We start from the raw sequence: 19,518 nt of genomic DNA on the forward strand, positions 1-19,518 counted from the left end.
CGATCTGATGCCAGTAACGTTCAATGAGTCGCTCCCTCGTATAGGAGCGCACTCTGAGGAAAGAGTCGCTGTTTATCCCGAATTCAGGTTAGATTCGATCGGGATCGACTCCCAGTTGCTGTAGGCGATCGCGTAATTGTTCAATAGTGGCTTGGGCATCATTCGCTCGTTGCTGTTGGCGATCGCGCTCTAACTCAGCCGCATTTGCTCTTTGGCGCTCCAATTCCTTATCGAGTCGCTCCCGTTCCTTTTCCAGGCGCTCGCGATCGCGCTCTTGCACCACATCCAGATAGGTTCCTAACTGCTTTCCCTCTGCGGTTAATAACCGTAACTCTCCTGAAACTGTTGTCAAACTTACGCCCAACCTCGGACTTGTCCAGCCCTCCATCGGCGTGATTTCTTCCAATACCTCCCCTTTTCTCAACCACCCTTCGAGTCTATTTCCTTTAGGGTTGTAAGCATAATACTCTTCTACTCCATGGGTTTGATAAAACTCAAACTTTTTAGTCATCGCTTCCTTACTATTACTCGGAGAGACGATCTCAAACACCACTTGAGGGGCAATATTGTTCTCTTCCCACTGCCTATAAGATGGACGGTCTTTTTTCTTAATTCCAAACACCACCATCACATCCGGAGCTTGTCTAGATGGTTCTTCCTGATTCTCTATTTCCTCCGATGAAAGTTGCACGGGATACCAAAATAAATCTCCAGCCACAAACACATCGGGGATATCTTTAAACAAAGCATCCAATGCTCCTTGGAGCATCATAATCAAACGGAATTGTATGGTATTTTCACCCACAGGTTGACCATCACTGTCTGGATAGAGAGAGTCTTCTTCAATGAATGGAGTTGTTGGTTTATCTACCATTTCATCAGAGCCTCACGTCTTGCTTTGGCTTTAATTATAGCCTTTCTGGAGTCCGGGAGCGATCGCCGCTCTGAACGCGATCCACGCGATCGTATGCTAATTTTCCATGAAACTTATGAATCAATACATCCCAGTTTTGGCAGAACTGTTTACCATAGAAAAAGAACCTTGTACCTTGTGATACTTTTCTTCAATGACTTCAACCTTGCTTAGGTCTGCTACTCCAGGACGGTGCATCTCTCCCACCGTGCGTCACCTGCACAATGGACTAACTATCGTCGCCGAGCAAATGCCTGTGGATGCTGTGAATTTAAGCCTGTGGCTCCCAGTCGGTTCTGCGGTAGAATCAGACCCCATCAATGGCATGGCTCACTTCCTAGAGCATATGATCTTCAAAGGAACCCCTAGTCTGCCTCCGGGTGAATTTGAGCGCCGGATCGAAGAACGAGGTGCAGTTACCAACGCCTTGACGAGCCAAGATTACACCCAATTCTATATCACCACTGCGCCTCAAGACTTTATGGAATTAGCCCCCCTACAGTTTGAGGTGATCTTCAATGCCACAATTCCCGATGAAGCCTTTGAACGGGAACGCTCAGTGGTGATTGAAGAAATTCATCGATCCGAAGATAATCCCCGTCGCCGAGTTTATCAAAAGGCAATGGAATTAGCCTTTGAAAATTTACCCTATCGTCGCCCAGTCTTAGGCCCAAAAGCGGTGATTGACAGTCTGAAACCAGAGCAAATGCGAGAGTTTCATCAGCAGTATTATCAACCCCACAACTTCACTGCTGCGGTGGTGGGGAATTTGCCGGTGGACGAGTTGATTCAAATTGTGGCTGATAGTTGTACGCTCACGGTATCTGGGGAACGGTTGAAAGCGTCAGAACCCGTTACACCAAGATTAGGGCAGTTTTCAGACACTGCCCCTTTTAATGGCTTAAGCGAAGCGCCGTTTACGGGTATTGAACGCCGAGAGTCTGTCGATCCGAGTTTGCAGCAAGCACGGTTAGTGATGGTGTGGCGGGTTCCGGGTGCTTTAGCTCAAGACAAAACCTATGCGTTTGATATTCTCAGTGCGATTCTCTCTCAAGGACGTACTTCTCGGTTAGTCCGTCAGTTGCGAGAAGAGCGGAAGTTAGTGTCTAGCGTGATGGCAGCCAATTTAACGTATCATAGCCAAGGGTTGTTTTATGTGGCGGCTCAGTTGCCGACAGAGCATTTAGCCGAAGTGGAAGAGGCGATCGCCGAACAAGTGGCGGCTTTGAGCTATAATCTGCAAGATTCAGAACTGCAACGCATTCGCACTCAAGTGGCAAACCGGTTTGTCTTTGGCACGGAAACACCGAGCGATCACGCTAACCTGTATGGATATCATCAAGCCATGCTCCAAGATGTTAACTTGGCCCTTAATTATCCCACTTGTATTCGTTCTCTAGAAGTCGAAGATCTGCAAGCAGCCGCTTGTGCCTATCTTTCTCCAGAAGCCTATGGTATCGTCACCATAAGACCTAAATAATTTAACGATTAACAATTAATAATTATCTTAATTATTGATTGTTAATTATCCAACCAAGCCATGTGGAATTTAATTGCCAATCGTATTAGCGAAGTGACCAACCAACCCTTTGAAATTCAATCTCATCGATCGGTCGGTGGGGGTTGTATTAATCAAGGGTATCAAGTTCGGGGAAGGGATCGCGTCTATTTTGTGAAACTCAATCGCGCTGTAGATATCGAAATGTTTGATGCTGAAGCCTTGGGTTTAAAACAAATGTACGATACCCAAACGATTCGTGTCCCCACTCCCATTTGTACCGGAGTCGCAGGCAATTCAGCCTATATTGTCTTGGAATGGCTAGAATTCGGGGGTGGAACGTCCAAATCTTGGGAAGAAATGGGGCGACAATTGGCACATTTGCACAGCGCCAAACCCCCTCGCCCAGAGTTTGGCTGGGATGGCAATAATACGATTGGTTCAACTCCTCAAATCAACACTTGGACAGCGGATTGGGTTGAATTTTATCGGGAGCATCGATTAGGATATCAATTCCGACTGGCGAAACGGCGAGGGGGAAATTTTCCGCAAGAGAAGGAACTGTTAGCTGCTCTTCCCGAACTGTTGGGCGATCATCATCCCCAACCCTCTTTAGTTCATGGGGATTTATGGTCGGGAAACGCGGCTTGCACGGTGTCTGGAGAACCGGTAATTTTCGATCCAGCGACTTATATTGGCGATCGCGAAGTCGATTTAGCGATGACCGAATTATTTGGCGGTTTTCCTACTTCTTTTTATCAAGGCTATCATCAAGTTTTGCCCCCCAATCCCGGCTATAATGTCCGCAAAACCCTTTACAATCTCTATCATATTCTCAATCACTTTAATCTCTTTGGTGGCGGCTATGGATCTCAAGCCAACAGCATGACTCGGCAACTCTTGCGATGATGTCTTATTTATGCAAAATCACGCATATTTTAATAAAATATTACATTGATGCAGGCGATCGCGATCTTCTACTTTTCTGATCCTGCCTACCCTACTGTGCAAATGTTATACTGTCGTCCATGCCCTGCGATGAGGAACACTGACCGATGACCATCGCCAAATCATCACAACCAGAAATTACCACCCTTCCCGACCATAGTCAACTGCCTGATTCCGATGGTACTTTCGTGAAAAATTTTCAGGAGCATCCCCAAAGTATTTTACTCACAGATTCGATTCAATCTACCCTAGATCGCCTACACCCAGACCAACGCTACGCGATCGGTCAAGACTGTGGTATCTATTGGAGAATGACAGAACCTCCAGAACGAGGCGCGGAATGTCCCGACTGGTTTTATGTTCCTAACGTTCCTCCCACTCTTGAGGGTAGAGCGAGGCGTTCCTATGTGTTATGGCAGGAATTTATTCCCCCTTTAATAGCGATCGAATTCGTCTCAGGAGATGGTTCAGAAGAACGCGATAACACTCCTTTATCCCAAGTGCGGAAAAAGGGGCAAAAACCAGGTAAATTTTGGGTCTACGAACAAATCATCCGTCCGGCGTTTTACGCCATCTATGAAGTGCAGAAAAAGAGTGTAGAAGTTTATCATTTAATCGAAGATCGCTATGAGTTAGTGGCAGCCAATAAACGAGGTCATTATCCCATTAACCCCATGGGTGTAGAGTTAGGAATTTGGCAAGGACAGTATGGAAACATGGAATTGCCTTGGTTGCGGTGGTGGGATAGTGAGGGAAATTTGCTATTAACGGGAGATGAACGGGCTAGAATTGAACAGCAGCGAGCGGAAACTGAGCGTCAACGAGCGGAAAGGGCTGAATCTGAGTTAGAGCAGGAACGCCAACGGGCTGAACGACTGGCTGAGTTGCTCAGAGCGCAGGGAATTAACCCGGAGGGAGTGTGAATCGAGGAGATCGCCCATCTTGTAATACCGTGACACAGCTAATTTGATACTTTAGAAAAAGATGGGGGAGATAGGGAAGAACCAATCTATACTCTCTTGGATAAGAATAGGATGTCCGGTTAAACAGTCGTCATTGCAACCGCAAGAAAGCGATCGCTTCATTTCGCTTGTCTAATGCACTACTTTTTCAACACTCCAGCTTGCCAATTTCCCTCCAATTTCGTGCCATTGGTATAAGTAAAAACGCCCCAACCCTGTTTCATCCCATTGCGAAAATTACCCTCATAACGATTACCACTGGGAAAAATACAAGTGCCAAAGCCATTCAATTGACCATCCTGAAACGCGCCACTGCATTGGGTTCCATTGGCAAAATTTAGGGCCCCACGACCATCAGGACGACCGTTGCGAAAGGCTCCTTGATAGCGATCGCCACTTTGATACACACAGGTTCCTATACCATTCAACTGTTGATCCTGAATTGTCCCTTCACAGCGCGTTCCGGTACTCAAAACGATCGCTCCTTGACCCAGACGCTGACCATTCTGAAACTGCCCTTCATAGCGATATTGTCGCCCAAATGAGCAAACTCCATCCCCTTGCAGACGACCATTACGGAACGTACCTTGACATTGAAATCCATTACGGAAACGTAGGGTTCCTTGACCGTGAAAAATGCCCTCCACTAATTGCCCTTGATACTGAGTTCCACTGGGAAGGGTACACGTTCCTTCACCTGTTAACATACCGCCGCTAAAATTCCCTCGACACAGAGAATTAGGGTTAGCCTGTGCGGGGAGGCTAAACCCAGTGAGGGCGGTCACTGTGGCAGAAATTAAGGCGATCGCTAACCCGTGAGCCAATCCAAATTGGGGTTGTCCTATCATCCGTTGCATTGCGTTCTATCCCACGATCTGGTCTTAATGTTCAAACTTCTCTATCATATAGGTTTAAAGTTAATCCGGTTAATGGAAAAAGTTCCATGCAGTGGCGATCGAAACTTCCCCGGATCTCGATTCAGATCCGAGAAAATTAAGTAGAGCGCCAGGTACTGGTAATCGGTACGTCACCTTCTGCTGGCTCAAGCCATGCAGCTTGGATTCTCCCAAATCTAACGAAGAGGTGACTAGATCATGAGCCAAAAACGATAACACTTTCGGATATTTCCCTAATTAACCCTACTGCGAGCCTATGCTGCCATTAGTTTCTTTGTTGATTTTCTCCCAAATTCCGATTCCGCCTTCTGAACCGACTCCCATACTGATCGATCCCGCTCCTCAACCGACTGCTCAACCCACCCCTGAACCGACTCCTAGCCCTACACCTCCCCCTCTCCCTCCTCCAGAGCGCTTGAGTCCCCTCGAAACCATTCCCAAGCTTCCTACCTTGCCACAATTTGAATACTTACAACCGACTGAAGTTCGTCCCTTATCAGGTCAACTGGATCGGGTTCCAGTTTTTAATAGTAATAGTCCCGAACTGGTCAAAACTGAAGGCATTCTCTTATCCACATTTCCAAAACGGGGAATGCAGCACCCTCAAGCCCACCTAGATTATCCTTTAGAGGGAAGATTTGATATTTTTGCTCATCATATTTCTCGTGCTAGAACACAAGCAGAAATTCGGTCATTCTTTCAAGGAATTCTAGTCTATAATCCAACGAATCAACCGATTACTCTCAGAGTGTTGGAAGGAGCCAGTTATTTAACTCGCCCCGATGCCATTTTTATCGACTTACCCGAAATTGTAGATAATCGCTTGGGAACCATCTTTTCTGGCCCTGGAAGTCGTGCTGTAGGCGATGTTTTACGGGGTCGAAAACAAGGGAATTGGCCAGATGTGACAGTAATTCAACCCGGGGAAGTTCAACAACTGATGAATCTCCCGATTCCTGCGGGAACCGTGCTTCCGACCTCCAACGGTCGCTCGACTCTGTTGCGGGTGGAAACAGATGGCCCAGTTCATGTGGCGAATTTAGCGATGCTATCCCCGAAAAACCCGGATGGTACGGAGCGTGTGCCAACCCTGCAAGAATGGCTGAGTTTATTGGTGAAGGGCACTTTATCAGGGCCAAGAGATTTACGACCGACTCCCATTGATAATAAAACCACCAACTTCCCCGCTCGGTTTATTTATGGTCGAGTGGCGGGAATTTCCCAGGGTTCGCAATGGACAACGACATTAACCGATAATCCCCAATCTGAGGATTTAACGATTCCCAAACCCGGACGGGCGATCGCCTACGGCCTAAGCTTACTCCATCGCGGACGGCTGGGTACAGGACAAATCCAAAGCGCTCCCATGTTAACCCGCTATCCAGATACAGCCTATTTTGGCCATGGGAATTATGGGGTTGAATATAATTTAACTTTGCCCCTTTATAACAATACTCAGAAAGCACAAAAGGTTACTATCTCTTTGCAAACCCCCTTAAAAGATGATGGTACGCAAGGATTATTAATGTTTTTAGATCCTCCCGAAGATCGGATCTTCTTCCGGGGAACGGTGCGAATTGTGCATCAAAATTCCCAGGGACAAGCGACAGAACGTTATATGCATTTAGTGCAACAGCGAGGACAACGGGGAGAGGCTTTATTAGAGTTAACCCTGCCTCCCGGCGATCGCCAACAGGTGCAGGTGGATTTGATTTATCCCCCCGATGCTACCCCTCCCCAAGTCCTAACCGTTAAAACACAGAATTGATACTGACAGGAAACCCAGTGTCTATTTTTTAGGTATTGCTCACTTAAAGGTTATCTGGATCTAACCCCATCGCCCGCAATCGTTCCGCGAGACGTTCGGCTCGCTGGCGTTCAGTTTCGGCTCGCTGGCTCTCCTCCTGGGCAAGTTGTTCAGCTTGTTGGGCCTTTTGCCGTTCCGCCTCAGCTTTTTGCCGTTCCGCCTCAACCACTTGTTCCGCTTCCTCAAGGCGTTGTTGCGCTACTTCTTCTGGCAGTTGCACCAAATTGCCATCAGCATCATAAAAGCGCAACCAAACTGCGTCCTCTCGGTCGATGGTTCCTGACCAAATTCCCAGCCAAAAGCCCAAACTGTCACACCACAACCAACCTCGCTCATCAGCAACCAAGGGCTGATACCCCTTAGAAGTGTCTAAATGCCATCCTTGTAAGGACTTTGGTTTAAACGGGTCATAGACAAAATAATCTGGAGTGCGGAAAATCCGTCCATAGATATCTTTTTTCTTTCCTGTGTCTACTTTGGACGTACTCGGTGACATCAGTTCCACAATGACATCAGGATAGGAACCATTTTCTTGCCACACCACCCAACCCTGTCGTTGTTTGGTGCCATCGACATCAAGAACAGCAAAGAAATCCGGGCCGCGAAAATCTTTGTTGAAAACTTTTTTGTCGCTGTAGTAAATAAACATATTACCGCCCGTGTAAAAGTCATTGCGATCGCTCCAGGCTTGCTGCAAGGATCGGATCAGGACGTTCATGGCAATGCGATGGCGGTTACTTTCCAAGGGTTCTCCATCATCAAAAATCAGGTCAGTGGGCGGACTGGGGGGGTTCCACTCCGGCTCCATAGTCGTTTCAGTTCCGGGGCGAGTCTGGGTAGTGATTTCTACTGACATTGTGGGTTCCCCATGTTCTGCTAGTTTTCCGTTATTTTTGATTGTATCCCAGACAGAGGGGAATATACCCTATTCACAATTGGGATGAATTGCACCTTGAGAACACAGATAAGTCAGTTGCTTTTCATCTAAATTTTGCACTTCACTAAAATCTACTCCTGCGAATCCCTCAGATTCAGTTGTAGGAGATTGTTTTTCAATAAATTCATCTTTGTTGGGCGATTTGACTACGGGTTCAAAAACCGCACCCTCGAAGTTCGCACCGGCTAATTTTGCGCCTTGAAAATTAGTATCCACTAAGTCTGCTCCAGCAAAATTAGCATTTTGCAGTTGGGCACTATTGAACGTCACACCCATTAACTGACTTTCGGTAAAATCTGCTGATTGCAATTGGGCACTGCTGAAATTGGCTTGGGATAAATTGGCATTTTCCCAGGTCGTTTCCGTGAGATTCGCAAACTTAAACTGACTCGAAATCGCCTGAACTTGTCCTAATCGCGAGCCTTGTAAGTTGGCATAAGAAAAGTTAGCATCGTTTAAGTTGGCTCCAGTTAAACTAGAAGTTTCTAAGAAAGCAGACTCGAGTGTAGCACTCGATAACTGAGCGCTACTGAGGTTTGAGCCAGTCAGTCGAGCCTCATTTAAATTGGCTTTATTCAAAATAGCGCGAATCAAATTGGTACGGCGAATGGTGACATTGGAGAGGACTGCGCCGGTTAAATCCGCTTCTTTTAAGTCTGAACCGCTTAAATCAGCAACTTCATCGTCAAACGTGCCTAAGCGCTGGTCTTCTCCTGCGCCATAAAATCGGCTCCATCTTAAGCTGGCTTGAGATAAGATTGCCCCGCGAAAATTAATCCCAGAAAGGTCGGCTTTTTCCATCGCTGCAACAAAGGCAACGGGGGCAGAAGTTTTACCTAAATCCACTTGCGCTAGAGAAAAGTTTTTAGGGTTTCCCTGGTCAATGGTGAGAATTTTTACGATCGCCTGTTGGGTCGCCCGCAGACGTAAGCGGATAATGTTCTGTTGTTTTTGGCTACTCCCTGGACTGAGGGTTTCCATGTCCTTTTGCAGGGCTAGATTCGCCCGTTGTAAATAGGGCAGAGCATCCGGCCCCATGCTAAACAGGGCCTGTTGAATGGCATCGACTAAGCGGGGGTCAGTTTCCTGAACTAATAAATCAACTAGAAATTGATAGGCTTTGGGGTCGTTGAGTGTGCCCATGGCTAAGACTGCCTCGCGACGTTTTTGGGCAGAATTGGCGACTGAGGGATCGAGATGTTGCACAAGTTCGATGAACAGTTGATTATCCTGAGCATCCCCTTCACGCACCGTGGTTTGGGATTGGATAAAAATTTGGGTTCCCACAAATGCGATCAGTACAGAACCTAAGCCTAACCCGATCGCACTCACCAGGGTAATGCCGGGATGATTTTGCATCCAACCCCATAAACTGGGTTGCTCTTTCCCCGTTTTAGGCGTAACAGCCAGAGCGCCCGGAGGGTCTTCTTCCGAACTGGTGTAGCTGATGGCTAAGGGTTCGGAGATGGGATAGGTTCCCGCAATGCGGTCATGGAAGGCGCGATAATAGCGGTCAAACAGTCCGCTAAAGACTTCCACGGTCAACATTAAACCGGATAAACCCAGTAGAATTGCTAATTGGGGAAAGGCTCCACTATAGCGCCAAATGCCGTAAGCTACGCCGATGGGAAGTCCCCAACGCCCGATCGCCTCGCGCACAAAAGCCCGTCCGATACCCGGAACACCGCCATTAAACGAGATCACCCGCACTCCTAACCAGAGTTTGGGAGAAGTTTGGCCGGTGGTTCCCAGCAGATAGAGCTGCCATCCAGCCACAGCCACAGGGGCAATAAAGGCAACAGACCAGAGTAAGTTGGTGAGAGGAGAGACCTGGTTTTGGCGATCGCTCACTTGTAGAGCTAGGGTTTTGGCGATCGTCTCTTGGCCGGTAGCCACCAGGGAATTTACAGGAACTGGGGGTTGATTCCCTTGATTTTTGGCATAGTCCCCCAAACCATAGGGAACGGCAGCACTCACGACGACCATAGAGACCTCAACTACCCAAGCACTAAACCGTCGCAGGGATAAGGGGGGACGACGAAGTTTAAGGGGTGGCTTAGGGAAAGAAGAGTTACTCTCTTTAGGGGCCGTTGAACTTGCCATAGGGTCGAGTCTTGAACTGAATAGAGCGCTACGTCCTGGTAATGGGTAATGGGTAATAGTGACAAGTTAAGGCAATGTGCATTTTGTAAAATCCCCCATATAGATCCAAGTTAACTGGAGAATACTATATATGGTGAATCGGGAAAGGGAAAAATCGGGTTTTTCCGATTGCCTATTGCCATTCGTACCTATTGCCTCCTCCCCTACACAAAACTCTTTGCACTTTAACTTAATTTTGCGAGGGGTCAGATTCAATTAAGAATTTGTAACCTAAGTATAAGGCTCCTCCCAATACCGCTAAGGTAATCAGGGTAGTGACCAAGCGCAGGAACAGATTGAGAAATCCAAAGCCAATCACTACACTCACACCAGCGACCACCAGTTTACCGGTATTCGATAGACCTTGATACCATGTTTGAATTTTTGTCAATAGGCCTTTAATCGCCTCAGAGCTAAATGGGCTAGATGGACGATTGAGTTGTTCTTCGCTCTCTCGCAGACGGCGACTAGGATCGCGGGGATTTTCAGGATTCATCGGTTCTGCTCTCCAAACCAGGTGTTGATAAGCAACTCTACTAGGATAGCTCAAGGGGTGCAGAGGATGGGGGGTGAGACGGCGACGCACAGAAGAGAAAGATGGAAGAGTACAAAAACAGATGATCGTCCAAAGAGATATAGTGCGAAGTGCTAGGGAATAGGGAATAGGGAATAGGGAATAGGGTCGGAGGATAGGATCGACCCTGGCTATTTGGTAATACAGCACACCCATTAAAGTCGAGAAACACCAAGTCGTCGTTTATAGTGTATACAGCAGCGCTCTAGTTAAAGATCTCTAGGGTGCTGTTGATGTTATGCTGGAATCATCATGAGTGAAACCAAAATCCACCTGGAAAATTTAATCAAAATTTACGGAAAACACCCCTCGAGAGCTTTGCAAAGGTTCCGAGAGGGGGCAAACCGTGAGATGATCTTGAAGGAAACCGGTAATGTTCTGGGTATCGCCGATGTTTCCTTGGAAATTAATCGCGGGGAACTCTTTGTAATCATGGGATTATCTGGATCGGGGAAATCAACTCTGGTTCGTTGCATTAATCGATTGATTGAACCCACCAGGGGCAATATTTACATTGATGGTGAGGAAGTGGTTCATACGAGTCAACAGAGAATCCGGGAAATTCGTCGCACTAAAATGGCGATGGTGTTTCAGAAGTTTGGCTTATTCCCCCATAAGACAGTCGTAGAAAATGTGGCTTATGGGTTGAAGGTGCAAGGGATGGGACTCAAGGAGCGCCGACATAAGGCGATAGAGATTTTAGAGCGAGTGGGATTAGAACAGTGGCGCAATTATTTGCCCTCGTCTTTGAGTGGAGGAATGCAACAACGGGTAGGGTTAGCTCGTGCTTTAGCCACAGATGCAGAAATTTTGCTAATGGATGAAGCCTTTAGTGCCCTTGACCCCTTAATTAGGCGGGAAATGCAAGATGAGTTGATTCGCTTGCAAGCTGAACTGCATAAAACGATTGTATTTATTAGTCACGATATTCAAGAAGCGCTGAAAATTGGCGATCGCGTGGCGATTATGAAAGATGGTGCAGTGGTACAAGTAGGCACTCCTGAAGATTTGGTGTTAAGTCCCATTGATGATTATGTGAGTGCCTTTACCCAGGATGTTAATCGCGCTCAAGTGCTGAAAATTGGCACAGTAGCACGGAAGACGACCCCATTAAATCGGCATCAATATACAATTGAGGTTGCTCTAGAACAGATGAAAAAACAAGGAGTCAACCAGCTCTATGTTGTCAATGAGAACAAAGTTCCGGTCGGTTTGCTCCAGAAGCAGCGTCTTGAGTATGCGCTCAACAATGGTAATCAAGATCTAGCTCATCTGATAGTTAATGACTTTCCCAAAATTGAAGATTCCCATTGTTTAGAAGCAGCCTTTTCGCTTTCGGATTCTGGGATGGCGATCGCTGTCACTAATCCTGAGGGACAATTCCACGGCATCATTACCCCCAAAGAAGTATTAATGAGTATGAGTCAATAATAGGGACTAGGGACTAGGGACTAGGGAATAGGACAAACCTAGCTTCCCCCTTTCCTCCCCCTGTCAAAAAATAGTGTTATTTGGTTTCATAAATTCATGATTGATTGTTTCTCTCCTTCTTTAATCAGCGAAACACCGGTTTTACTTGACCCTTTTCAACTGTATACCCTGCCCCTAGGGGATTGGGTTTCCAATTTTGTCGATTTTTTGGTCGATCAATTTCGCCCGGTTTTCCAACTCATTAGAGTTCCCTTTGCCTTTGTCCTGAATGGGATTGAAGTGGGTTTGTTGGCGATTCCTCCAACTTTATTCTTAATCTTCTTAGGGTTGCTGGTGTGGCAATTTTGTGGTTCTGCCATTGCAATCTATAGTTTAGTTGCCATGGTAGGAATTGGCTTATTGGGAACCTGGGAACCGGCAATGACCACCTTATCCCTGGTAATTTGTGCGGTGACGTTTTGTATTCTGATTGGCCTACCGATTGGCATTTTAGCCGCCAGAAACGATCGCTTTGACTCCATTTTGCGGCCGCTTCTGGATGCCATGCAAACCTTGCCCTCCTTTGTTTATTTGGTTCCTGTGGTCATGCTCTTTGGTATTGGAGAAGTCCCTGGAGTCATTGTAACTTTGATTTTTGCTGTGCCACCCCTAATTCGATTAACCAATCTGGGGATTCGTCAAGTCTCGAAGGAAGTGGTGGAAGCGGCGATCGCTTTTGGTTCGACTCCCAACCAAGTCCTCTGGGAAGCTCAAGTTCCCCTCGCTCTACCCACTATCCTGGCTGGTGTGAATCAATCCATTCTCTTAGCCCTCTCCATGGTCGTTGTGGCTTCGATGATTTCTGTCGAAGGTCTGGGTCAAATGGTATTACGAGGCATTGGTCGTTTAGATGTGGGATTAGCGGCTGTTGGGGGGATCAGTATTGTGTTAGTTGCGATCCTATTAGACCGGGTAACCCAAGCTTTGGGTAAACCCCAAAAAGTCTCTTGGAAAAAACGCGGGCCGGTGGGCTTGTTGCTTTCTTTTCCCCAAACACACGAGATCGACCTAGGGAAAGGCTTCTAAGGGTCTCCTGTAAGTCGGTTAATATCTTGCTCTAAGATATCGGTTTCGGTGGTATAGGCGAGATCGTCAGGGACGATCGCCTGTTTTTTGCCCAGATGTTCAGCATAGTCGAGTTTCTGCTGTACTTCTGGGGTGGGATCGCAGAGCATGGAGTAGCGATCGCGGCGAGTTTGGTTGCGTTGTTCAATTTTCCCATTGGCTTGTCCCAACCAGAAATAACGGATCAGGGGAATGGCTAAAAATCCAACACCATAGGCTAACAAAATACCGTAAATAGATTGGACAAAGGCAACGAATCCCCCCAATTCAGCCGCTACTGTGCCATCTGCCAATAAGCTTCCCAAGACTAATGCCCCAATTAGATTGGCGGCTCCTAAGCCGATCGCTAATATAATTTGGGTTGAACTGGCGGCACTAAATCGCCATTTCTTCTCTTGGAGATAGGAAGAATAGCTTGTTGAAGCTTGCTCAGTGGCCGTAATTTGTAAATCGGGGAACTGATAAAGAATTCCCCCTTCTGGAGTGACTTCGGGACGACCATTGAAGCGTACCAAAACGGGTAACAGATAATTTTCATATTCGAGATCGTACCCCTTACCTAGATCGTCCAAATAGGGCGCAATCTGTTCAGCCACCACGACTCCTTGTTGAGAACGGATTGTAGCTGCGATCGCCTGCCAACGACGCTGTTCTAAATGGGCATTTGGGTTACCATCCCCAAATAAAAAGGAAAAAATTGCCTCTAAAAAGTTCATTTCTGACGACGAGCGCTGATGACGCTTTGGGCTGGAATAGTCGGGAGAGAACATCCAAAACAAATCCCCTAAATGGAGTGGAAACCAAAAGAAACCCACTGATCTCCGACTCCCTGTGCCATCGGAGTCTCCTTCTTGCGACGCTTGCAGACTGATGACAATGACGGCGATCGCCACTAAAATCAGCACTAACGATAAAATCAGCAAAATACCAAAGGAAATTCGCACCAAATAAAACAAAATCCGCCCAATTTGCTGTAGCGTCTTTTGCCAACGCAAGCGCCAAAACTTCCCTTGTAGAATCGTGCGAAAATTTTTCGGAAACAGATAGGCAATATCGCCAGACTCAGCCACCTGGAGATGTCCCCCCGCATCTGCGGCGAGAGCTAAAAGCGCTTGCTGGGTTTCCGCCACATTAAACCCGGTGCGGGTGGACACATCTCCAACGGTTACCCGATACCCCAGATCCTCCACTGCTTCCATCAGTTTCAGATTCGGAACAGCCATGTTTGCTACCTCTGTTGTTGGTCTTCTCTCTATTATTGCCATACTTTCAGGTTAGTCGATCTTCCATAGAGGTTCAGCTAGTGGCAGAAAATCGAGGAGATAGGTGTTTTTAAACAAGAAATCAGAGGTGATTTCTTGCGTTTTCCACTTGCCACAAATAAAAATGTAAGTGCTACAATCAGAATCGTATTCAATATTAAGGAGAAGCCATTATGGCAAAAACCAAGGAAGGCAAAAAGAAAGTTTATGTGAAACCCCATACCAAAGCTGATGGGACTAAAGTTAAACCACACTACCGTTCTACTCCTAAGTAAGGATATATCTCTCGTCTGTCACTCTTTGAAAGTCTGACAGAAGAGAGATAATTTAGTTGTACAGCCTTGTATGCCTTTCATACAAGGGTATCTTTAGTATTATAGAAAAATACCATAAATCAGTAGCCATTTCCTAAAACTCTTTTTTTAGACCTCTGGCTGTGGAGTTTAATCGATGAGCGCGAAGGATCGCTTTCATGATGTTGTTAGAGTAGGATTAGAAAAAGAGGGTTGGACAATTACTGCCGATCCTCTTAGCTTGAAATTTGGGGATTCACAAATTTATATTGATTTAGGTGCGGAAAGAATCCTAGCTGCTGAAAAGGGTGAAGAAAAGATTGCGGTTGAAATTAAAACGTTTGCTAGTGATTCTCTGATGTTCGGTTTTCATCTAGCCATTGGACAGTTCATCAATTATCAAGTCGCCCTAGAAAATTTAGAACCCTCCCGGATTCTTTATTTGGCTGTTCCCCAGGAAATTCATGATACCTTTTTTCAGTCTTTACTCGCTCAGTCTGTTATTCAGAAACATCAAATTAAATTACTGGTTTACGACCCTCCAAATGAGGTGATTGTCAGATGGATAACCTAAATGTATATCGGCAATTGATTGAAGAGATCTTAACTGAATTATACAGTTATAGCCAGGGAAATCCGACTCCTGGAGTGGATGCAGAAATTATTTGCGATCGCGACCATGACCACTACCTGCTGCTCGATGTCGGTTGGCACGAGCGAAAATATGTCTATGCGGTGTTTGTCCATATCGATATCAAGGATGGAAAAATCTGGATACAGCGCAATAACACGGAAATTAACATCGCGGAACGCCTGCGAGAAAGCGGTGTCGATCGGGATAATATTGTTCTCGGTTCCCATTCGCCTTTCTTGCGTCAGTTCTCTGGATATGCGATCGCCTAGCCAGAGAAACTCTTTAGCCTCCCTGCGGAGAGTAGAAACTGGGTTTCTGACCAGATTTTTGGCTCTTGCCCCAGGTTCTCGTAAAAACCTGGTTTCTTGGCCTGGGTTGGCAGGAGCAAAAAGATGCCGATATAGTATTTTTAACTGATGTTGAAGTAACCCTGATGACAACTAATGTAGAACAACCCATTTATCAAGGTCAATTTGGTAGCTTTACCATTACCGAAGAAGATCGCCAAGGGGTGGTCATTTATCGGGCTGGGTTAACCGTTGCGGCTGTCTGTATGGCGATCGCCACTACCCTCACTCTCTGGCCCGATCGTAACCCAGAAACTCTCTTCTGGCTCACTCCCCTCTATTTCCTCTTCTGTCTCGCATTAGGGGTTAGCCTGCTCACCATCCATATTTATATGGCTATCCTCCATCGCCTCTTACAAGGGTTTCTGATTATTGGCACAATTTCGGGTGTTATCCTTAGTTTCAACAGCTCGCAACCCCTCGCTCTTACGGTATATACTCAACCTCTGACCTTATTCGGTATTGGATTTACCTTTGCCTCCCTCACCGGCATTTACTTCAAGGAAGGCTTCTGTTTCCATCGTCTAGAAACCAAACTACTCACACCCCTAGTTCCCATTCTCCTCCTCGGTGTTCTCTTTGGCACTCTTCCCCTGCAAGCTCAACAAATCATGTTAGCAGCCTGGAGCCTCCTCTTTCTGATTTTTGCTGGGCGAAAACTGATCCAACCCATTCCCCCAGACATTGGCGATAAATCGGTTTTTGAATACCTGAAAAATAATTAATGTAGCATTAATATAGCATCTCGCTGTTAGTAATTGGAATTAAAGAAATGACTAAGATCGATCAATTAAGTCATCTTTATGAGATTGATAATGAAGAATGGTTTTCTCAAACCTTGAAACTCTTAAAAAACAAACAACTCGATCGTCTCGATTTAGAGCATTTGATTGAGGAATTAGAATCCGTGGGTCGCCGAGATAGATTAACTGTTGAGAGTTTTCTCGAACAAATTATCAGACATTTACTTCTTCTCCAATATTGGCAAGAAAAATATGATTATAATGCCAATCATTGGCAAGCTGAAATCATGAGTTTTAGAACCCAACTTCACGAATATTTAACCCAAAATCTACGAAATCATTTGGCAGAAAATCAGTCAAGAGTTTATCAAAAAGCATTAAAATATGTCAGTAAAAAGACAGGAATGATAGTCGATTTCCCTGAAAACTGTCCTTACGATCTTGAACAATTACTCGATCAAGACTGGCTTCCTTAGATTTATAGCGCTTTGCGCTAGGGAATAGGGAATAGGGAATAGGGAATAGGCTTTTGGTACATAGCTTTGAGGATTCAACGCTGTCCCTCATAACAGCGCAAAGCGCTGTACGAGAAAAAATATTGATATAGTCGTTTTAATTAAGATTGGGACAATCATGATGGGTCTACAACTCGAACGACTGTAGGAGTAAACGCCATTTGCTCTTACCGTTGTGTCCCATCCTTAATTAAAATAACTATGTCATCCCCGCCCACCACTAATATCAAATCCTTAAGATGTTTGCTACAGATGATTGACAAGGAGTTGGAACCGAGATGATCGATTATGCTGAGAAGCGGATCTTCCAGAGTACGCCTAATGTTTTTATCTGTGTTTCTTCCTTTAATCCGGGCGCACGTAAGCTTTATGAACGACTAGGATACAGCGTTATTGGTGAGTTACACGACTATATCATCTCAGGAGCTTGAGATATTACTTCGTAAAACGATCGCTCCTTTGAGGGCATTTTCTGCTTCAATTGACGAAGTTCGGATTAAGCGCCTTACGATAAAAAACCAGCTAGAACCTAGCTGGCGTTAATCGATATCATCAATATCAATTGTCGTTTCCGAAAATCCTGACTGCGCGTTCCCACAACACGAGGAGGATCGGTCTCTTTTGTCTCTCTTTACCAATCGTAACAGAGAATGCGAATCTTTTTAATAAAAGTTCATACTTAACGGTTTCCCTTTCGATAATTATTTATAATCAAAGATCCCGATTACATCAGTTTCTTCTGTTATCGATCGCAAAACACACGTACCACACATACCACAACCTATTCCAGCGCTGCTTCCTGAGGACATCCCCAAAGAATACGCTCGTGCTTATAGACAACCATTCCAGGTTGAGCGCCTTTTGGTTTATACACCGATTTCGGTTCGGTGTAAACCACTGGAACCTGCTTACTTTGCCGTCCTTGGCTATAATGGGCGGCTAGATTAGCCACAAACTGGAGGTCTTCGGTATCAGGAACCTCTCCCGGAGAGACTCTCATCAACACATGACTTCCAGGAATCTCCTGGGTATGGAACCATAGATCGTATGCTCCAGCTAGTCTAAAGGTTAAGCGATCGTTTTGGCGATTATTGCGACCGACGAGAACTTCAAACCCGCTAGGGGTTTGGTAACGATGGGGTTGGGAGCGGTTGGAGTTGCGTTGATAGTCGGATGCTGGAGAGTCTAAATACTTCTGTTCAATTAATTCTTCGCGCACTTCCTCTAGAGTCGATAAATCCTCAGCCGTGCCATACTCCGCAAGTTGCAGTAGGGTTGTTTCCACTTGTTCGAGATAGCGTTGTTCGGTTTCAACTGCTTCTAAAAGGGGTTGAACGGCAAGTTGAGAGCGCTTGAGTTTTTGGTGTTTTTTGTAGAGCGCTTGGGCATTTTGTACGCCATTCTTTTCGAGATTGAGGTTGATTTTAACCGGTTTTCTGGTTTCAAAATCGGCTAATTCGATCGCCGCCATACCGGGTTGCCACTGATGCAAATGAGCCATCAATAAGTCGGCTAAATAGCGATAGCGATCGGCATCTTGGGACTGGTTTAACCGTTCTCGGAATAGGAGCGCCTTTTGATGGAGCTTGCCTAAATGCGATCGCACCTTTTGCTGCAATTGATGATGTAATTGACTAAATTCTTGGCGATTAAGATGCTCGTTATAATACCCACTAATTAAATTTTGTACGGATTCAACTGCTTCGACTCGATCCCAAGGCATAACCGTATAGCCCTTTTTCGTCCATCCTGGTGTAAACATTCCCTGCTGCAAACTGTGTAACCAATATTGCCAGCGTTCATACACCAAAGACCAATCGGCATCACTTAAACTATCTGTGGGTTGATGGAGAGCGATCGCCGTCCCCGATAGCCAAGACTCAATCAACCGGGGACTTAATCCCCGATAACTTTGCAGTAATTGCCGCTTGAGGGGCCCCGGAATCAATCCGACTCTCCCCCGAAAATCACTGAATGATTCTTCTAGACTAGGTATCCGATTTTTTAGGGCTGGAGGGTTAATATACGGCTGTCCGGTCAAAATCGGGCGTACACTCGACTGTTGTTCGCTCACCTGATGGGCAGCCGTAACAATCGTATTCTCTTGATTGACCAAAATTACATTACTATATTTACCCATCACCTCCACAATTAAGTGCCAGCGAATTGGATCGCCCGGTCTTTGGGCAAACTGCAAATCGATCGCCCGCTCCCAAGGGGCAATTTCGGCAATGGAAACCAGAGCTAACCCATTAAGCTGATGGCGCAACTGATCGCTAAATGTAAACGTATCCGGTGCTTTTGGGGGAGGGCTGCTCATGGCGATATGGGCTGCCTGTGGATGCCAACACAGCGTTAACCATCCCCGCCCCTGAAGCGTCCGCAGGGCAAGGGATAGCCTGAAGCGATCGCGTTGAAAAACCTGCTCTAAACGAGCGGGTAAAGAGCGATCGCGCAAATCGGCACAAATAGCCATCAAAGTCGTAAAATCAACCGGTTGCACAATGAATTA

The 19,518-nt window shown here is 46.1% G+C and carries 18 protein-coding genes; 11 read left to right on the forward strand and 7 right to left on the reverse strand.

Annotation, left to right across the window (positions count from 1 at the left end; translation table 11 throughout):
* Nucleotides 1-88: 88 nt before the first annotated feature.
* The gene (locus tag AC3A14_RS11350) at nucleotides 89-874 is read right to left on the reverse strand and encodes a Uma2 family endonuclease (protein WP_318732401.1); all 786 of its coding nucleotides are present in this window, start codon (nucleotides 872-874) and stop codon (nucleotides 89-91) included.
* Nucleotides 875-1,067: 193 nt separating this feature from the next.
* Between AC3A14_RS11350 and AC3A14_RS11355 the strand changes: the two genes are divergently transcribed.
* The 3 genes from AC3A14_RS11355 (at nucleotide 1,068) to AC3A14_RS11365 (ending at nucleotide 4,282) form a co-directional block, all read left to right on the forward strand.
* A complete protein-coding gene (locus tag AC3A14_RS11355) occupies nucleotides 1,068-2,393 on the forward strand; it encodes a M16 family metallopeptidase (protein WP_318732400.1) in 1,326 nt (441 codons plus the stop codon).
* A 60-nt stretch (nucleotides 2,394-2,453) separates the two neighbouring features.
* Complete coding sequence (locus tag AC3A14_RS11360; protein ID WP_318699987.1) at nucleotides 2,454-3,320, forward strand: fructosamine kinase family protein; 867 nt, start codon at nucleotides 2,454-2,456, stop codon at nucleotides 3,318-3,320.
* A gap of 146 nt (nucleotides 3,321-3,466) precedes the next feature.
* Complete coding sequence (locus AC3A14_RS11365) at nucleotides 3,467-4,282, forward strand: Uma2 family endonuclease (RefSeq protein WP_318732399.1); 816 nt, start codon at nucleotides 3,467-3,469, stop codon at nucleotides 4,280-4,282.
* Between the two features lie 179 nt (nucleotides 4,283-4,461).
* Here AC3A14_RS11365 and AC3A14_RS11370 read toward each other — a convergent pair whose 3' ends face one another.
* Entirely contained in the window at nucleotides 4,462-5,178 is a 717-nt protein-coding gene (locus tag AC3A14_RS11370; protein ID WP_318732398.1) for an MORN repeat-containing protein, read from the reverse strand.
* Nucleotides 5,179-5,473: 295 nt separating this feature from the next.
* Here AC3A14_RS11370 and AC3A14_RS11375 point away from each other — a divergent pair, with 295 nt between their 5' ends.
* Entirely contained in the window at nucleotides 5,474-6,985 is a 1,512-nt protein-coding gene (locus AC3A14_RS11375; protein ID WP_318732397.1) for a DUF3370 domain-containing protein, read from the forward strand.
* 43 nt (nucleotides 6,986-7,028) lie between these two features.
* On the opposite strand, the gene AC3A14_RS11380 is transcribed toward AC3A14_RS11375, so the two are convergent.
* The 3 genes from AC3A14_RS11380 to AC3A14_RS11390 all read right to left on the reverse strand — a co-directional run bounded on the left by AC3A14_RS11380 (nucleotide 7,029) and on the right by AC3A14_RS11390 (nucleotide 10,599).
* On the reverse strand, nucleotides 7,029-7,880 hold the full coding sequence (locus AC3A14_RS11380) for a Uma2 family endonuclease (RefSeq protein WP_318732396.1): 852 nt from the start codon (nucleotides 7,878-7,880) through the stop codon (nucleotides 7,029-7,031).
* A gap of 69 nt (nucleotides 7,881-7,949) precedes the next feature.
* Nucleotides 7,950-10,064 carry a pentapeptide repeat-containing protein gene (locus tag AC3A14_RS11385; RefSeq protein WP_318732395.1) on the reverse strand — a complete coding sequence of 705 codons (2,115 nt, stop codon included), beginning with the start codon at nucleotides 10,062-10,064 and terminating at the stop codon, nucleotides 7,950-7,952.
* Nucleotides 10,065-10,293: 229 nt separating this feature from the next.
* The gene (locus tag AC3A14_RS11390) at nucleotides 10,294-10,599 is read right to left on the reverse strand and encodes a hypothetical protein (protein WP_318699993.1); all 306 of its coding nucleotides are present in this window, start codon (nucleotides 10,597-10,599) and stop codon (nucleotides 10,294-10,296) included.
* A gap of 330 nt (nucleotides 10,600-10,929) precedes the next feature.
* Here AC3A14_RS11390 and AC3A14_RS11395 point away from each other — a divergent pair, with 330 nt between their 5' ends.
* Both AC3A14_RS11395 and AC3A14_RS11400 read left to right on the forward strand, forming a co-directional pair.
* Nucleotides 10,930-12,108 (forward strand): quaternary amine ABC transporter ATP-binding protein, encoded by a 1,179-nt coding sequence (locus AC3A14_RS11395; RefSeq protein WP_318699994.1) that lies wholly within the window; start codon nucleotides 10,930-10,932, stop codon nucleotides 12,106-12,108.
* A gap of 96 nt (nucleotides 12,109-12,204) precedes the next feature.
* Nucleotides 12,205-13,173, forward strand: coding sequence for an ABC transporter permease (locus AC3A14_RS11400; RefSeq protein ID WP_318699995.1), 969 nt, complete (start codon nucleotides 12,205-12,207; stop codon nucleotides 13,171-13,173).
* Here the strand turns inward: AC3A14_RS11400 and AC3A14_RS11405 are convergent.
* Complete coding sequence (locus AC3A14_RS11405) at nucleotides 13,170-14,435, reverse strand: hypothetical protein (protein ID WP_318732394.1); 1,266 nt, start codon at nucleotides 14,433-14,435, stop codon at nucleotides 13,170-13,172. The genes AC3A14_RS11400 and AC3A14_RS11405 overlap by 4 nt on opposite strands.
* Nucleotides 14,436-14,924: 489 nt before the next feature.
* Here AC3A14_RS11405 and AC3A14_RS11410 point away from each other — a divergent pair, with 489 nt between their 5' ends.
* The 5 genes from AC3A14_RS11410 to AC3A14_RS11430 all read left to right on the forward strand — a co-directional run bounded on the left by AC3A14_RS11410 (nucleotide 14,925) and on the right by AC3A14_RS11430 (nucleotide 17,437).
* Nucleotides 14,925-15,341, forward strand: a complete 417-nt coding sequence (locus AC3A14_RS11410; RefSeq protein WP_318732393.1) for a XisH family protein — start codon at nucleotides 14,925-14,927, stop codon at nucleotides 15,339-15,341.
* On the forward strand, nucleotides 15,329-15,670 hold the full coding sequence (locus AC3A14_RS11415; RefSeq protein WP_318699998.1) for a XisI protein: 342 nt from the start codon (nucleotides 15,329-15,331) through the stop codon (nucleotides 15,668-15,670). The genes AC3A14_RS11410 and AC3A14_RS11415 overlap by 13 nt, the downstream gene beginning before the upstream one ends.
* 164 nt (nucleotides 15,671-15,834) lie before the next feature.
* Nucleotides 15,835-16,473, forward strand: a complete 639-nt coding sequence (locus AC3A14_RS11420; protein ID WP_413039088.1) for a DUF2301 domain-containing membrane protein — start codon at nucleotides 15,835-15,837, stop codon at nucleotides 16,471-16,473.
* A 47-nt stretch (nucleotides 16,474-16,520) separates the two neighbouring features.
* Nucleotides 16,521-16,967, forward strand: coding sequence for a DUF29 domain-containing protein (locus AC3A14_RS11425; RefSeq protein ID WP_318700000.1), 447 nt, complete (start codon nucleotides 16,521-16,523; stop codon nucleotides 16,965-16,967).
* A gap of 317 nt (nucleotides 16,968-17,284) precedes the next feature.
* Complete coding sequence (locus AC3A14_RS11430) at nucleotides 17,285-17,437, forward strand: GNAT family N-acetyltransferase (RefSeq protein WP_413038764.1); 153 nt, start codon at nucleotides 17,285-17,287, stop codon at nucleotides 17,435-17,437.
* 350 nt (nucleotides 17,438-17,787) lie between these two features.
* On the opposite strand, the gene AC3A14_RS11435 is transcribed toward AC3A14_RS11430, so the two are convergent.
* Nucleotides 17,788-19,509 (reverse strand): Rqc2 family fibronectin-binding protein, encoded by a 1,722-nt coding sequence (locus AC3A14_RS11435; protein ID WP_318732390.1) that lies wholly within the window; start codon nucleotides 19,507-19,509, stop codon nucleotides 17,788-17,790.
* Nucleotides 19,510-19,518: the final 9 nt, after the last annotated feature.

Source organism: Roseofilum sp. (assembly GCF_982964205.1).

Coding starts and splice junctions, on each gene's coding strand:
- AC3A14_RS11350 (WP_318732401.1), bottom strand. CDS start 874: ATGGTAGATAAACCAACAACTCCATTCATTGAAGAAGACTCTCTCTAT.
- AC3A14_RS11355 (WP_318732400.1), top strand. CDS start 1,068: ATGACTTCAACCTTGCTTAGGTCTGCTACTCCAGGACGGTGCATCTCT.
- AC3A14_RS11360 (WP_318699987.1), top strand. CDS start 2,454: ATGTGGAATTTAATTGCCAATCGTATTAGCGAAGTGACCAACCAACCC.
- AC3A14_RS11365 (WP_318732399.1), top strand. CDS start 3,467: ATGACCATCGCCAAATCATCACAACCAGAAATTACCACCCTTCCCGAC.
- AC3A14_RS11370 (WP_318732398.1), bottom strand. CDS start 5,178: ATGCAACGGATGATAGGACAACCCCAATTTGGATTGGCTCACGGGTTA.
- AC3A14_RS11375 (WP_318732397.1), top strand. CDS start 5,474: ATGCTGCCATTAGTTTCTTTGTTGATTTTCTCCCAAATTCCGATTCCG.
- AC3A14_RS11380 (WP_318732396.1), bottom strand. CDS start 7,880: ATGTCAGTAGAAATCACTACCCAGACTCGCCCCGGAACTGAAACGACT.
- AC3A14_RS11385 (WP_318732395.1), bottom strand. CDS start 10,064: ATGGCAAGTTCAACGGCCCCTAAAGAGAGTAACTCTTCTTTCCCTAAG.
- AC3A14_RS11390 (WP_318699993.1), bottom strand. CDS start 10,599: ATGAATCCTGAAAATCCCCGCGATCCTAGTCGCCGTCTGCGAGAGAGC.
- AC3A14_RS11395 (WP_318699994.1), top strand. CDS start 10,930: ATGAGTGAAACCAAAATCCACCTGGAAAATTTAATCAAAATTTACGGA.
- AC3A14_RS11400 (WP_318699995.1), top strand. CDS start 12,205: ATGATTGATTGTTTCTCTCCTTCTTTAATCAGCGAAACACCGGTTTTA.
- AC3A14_RS11405 (WP_318732394.1), bottom strand. CDS start 14,435: ATGGCTGTTCCGAATCTGAAACTGATGGAAGCAGTGGAGGATCTGGGG.
- AC3A14_RS11410 (WP_318732393.1), top strand. CDS start 14,925: ATGAGCGCGAAGGATCGCTTTCATGATGTTGTTAGAGTAGGATTAGAA.
- AC3A14_RS11415 (WP_318699998.1), top strand. CDS start 15,329: ATGGATAACCTAAATGTATATCGGCAATTGATTGAAGAGATCTTAACT.
- AC3A14_RS11420 (WP_413039088.1), top strand. CDS start 15,835: ATGACAACTAATGTAGAACAACCCATTTATCAAGGTCAATTTGGTAGC.
- AC3A14_RS11425 (WP_318700000.1), top strand. CDS start 16,521: ATGACTAAGATCGATCAATTAAGTCATCTTTATGAGATTGATAATGAA.
- AC3A14_RS11430 (WP_413038764.1), top strand. CDS start 17,285: ATGATCGATTATGCTGAGAAGCGGATCTTCCAGAGTACGCCTAATGTT.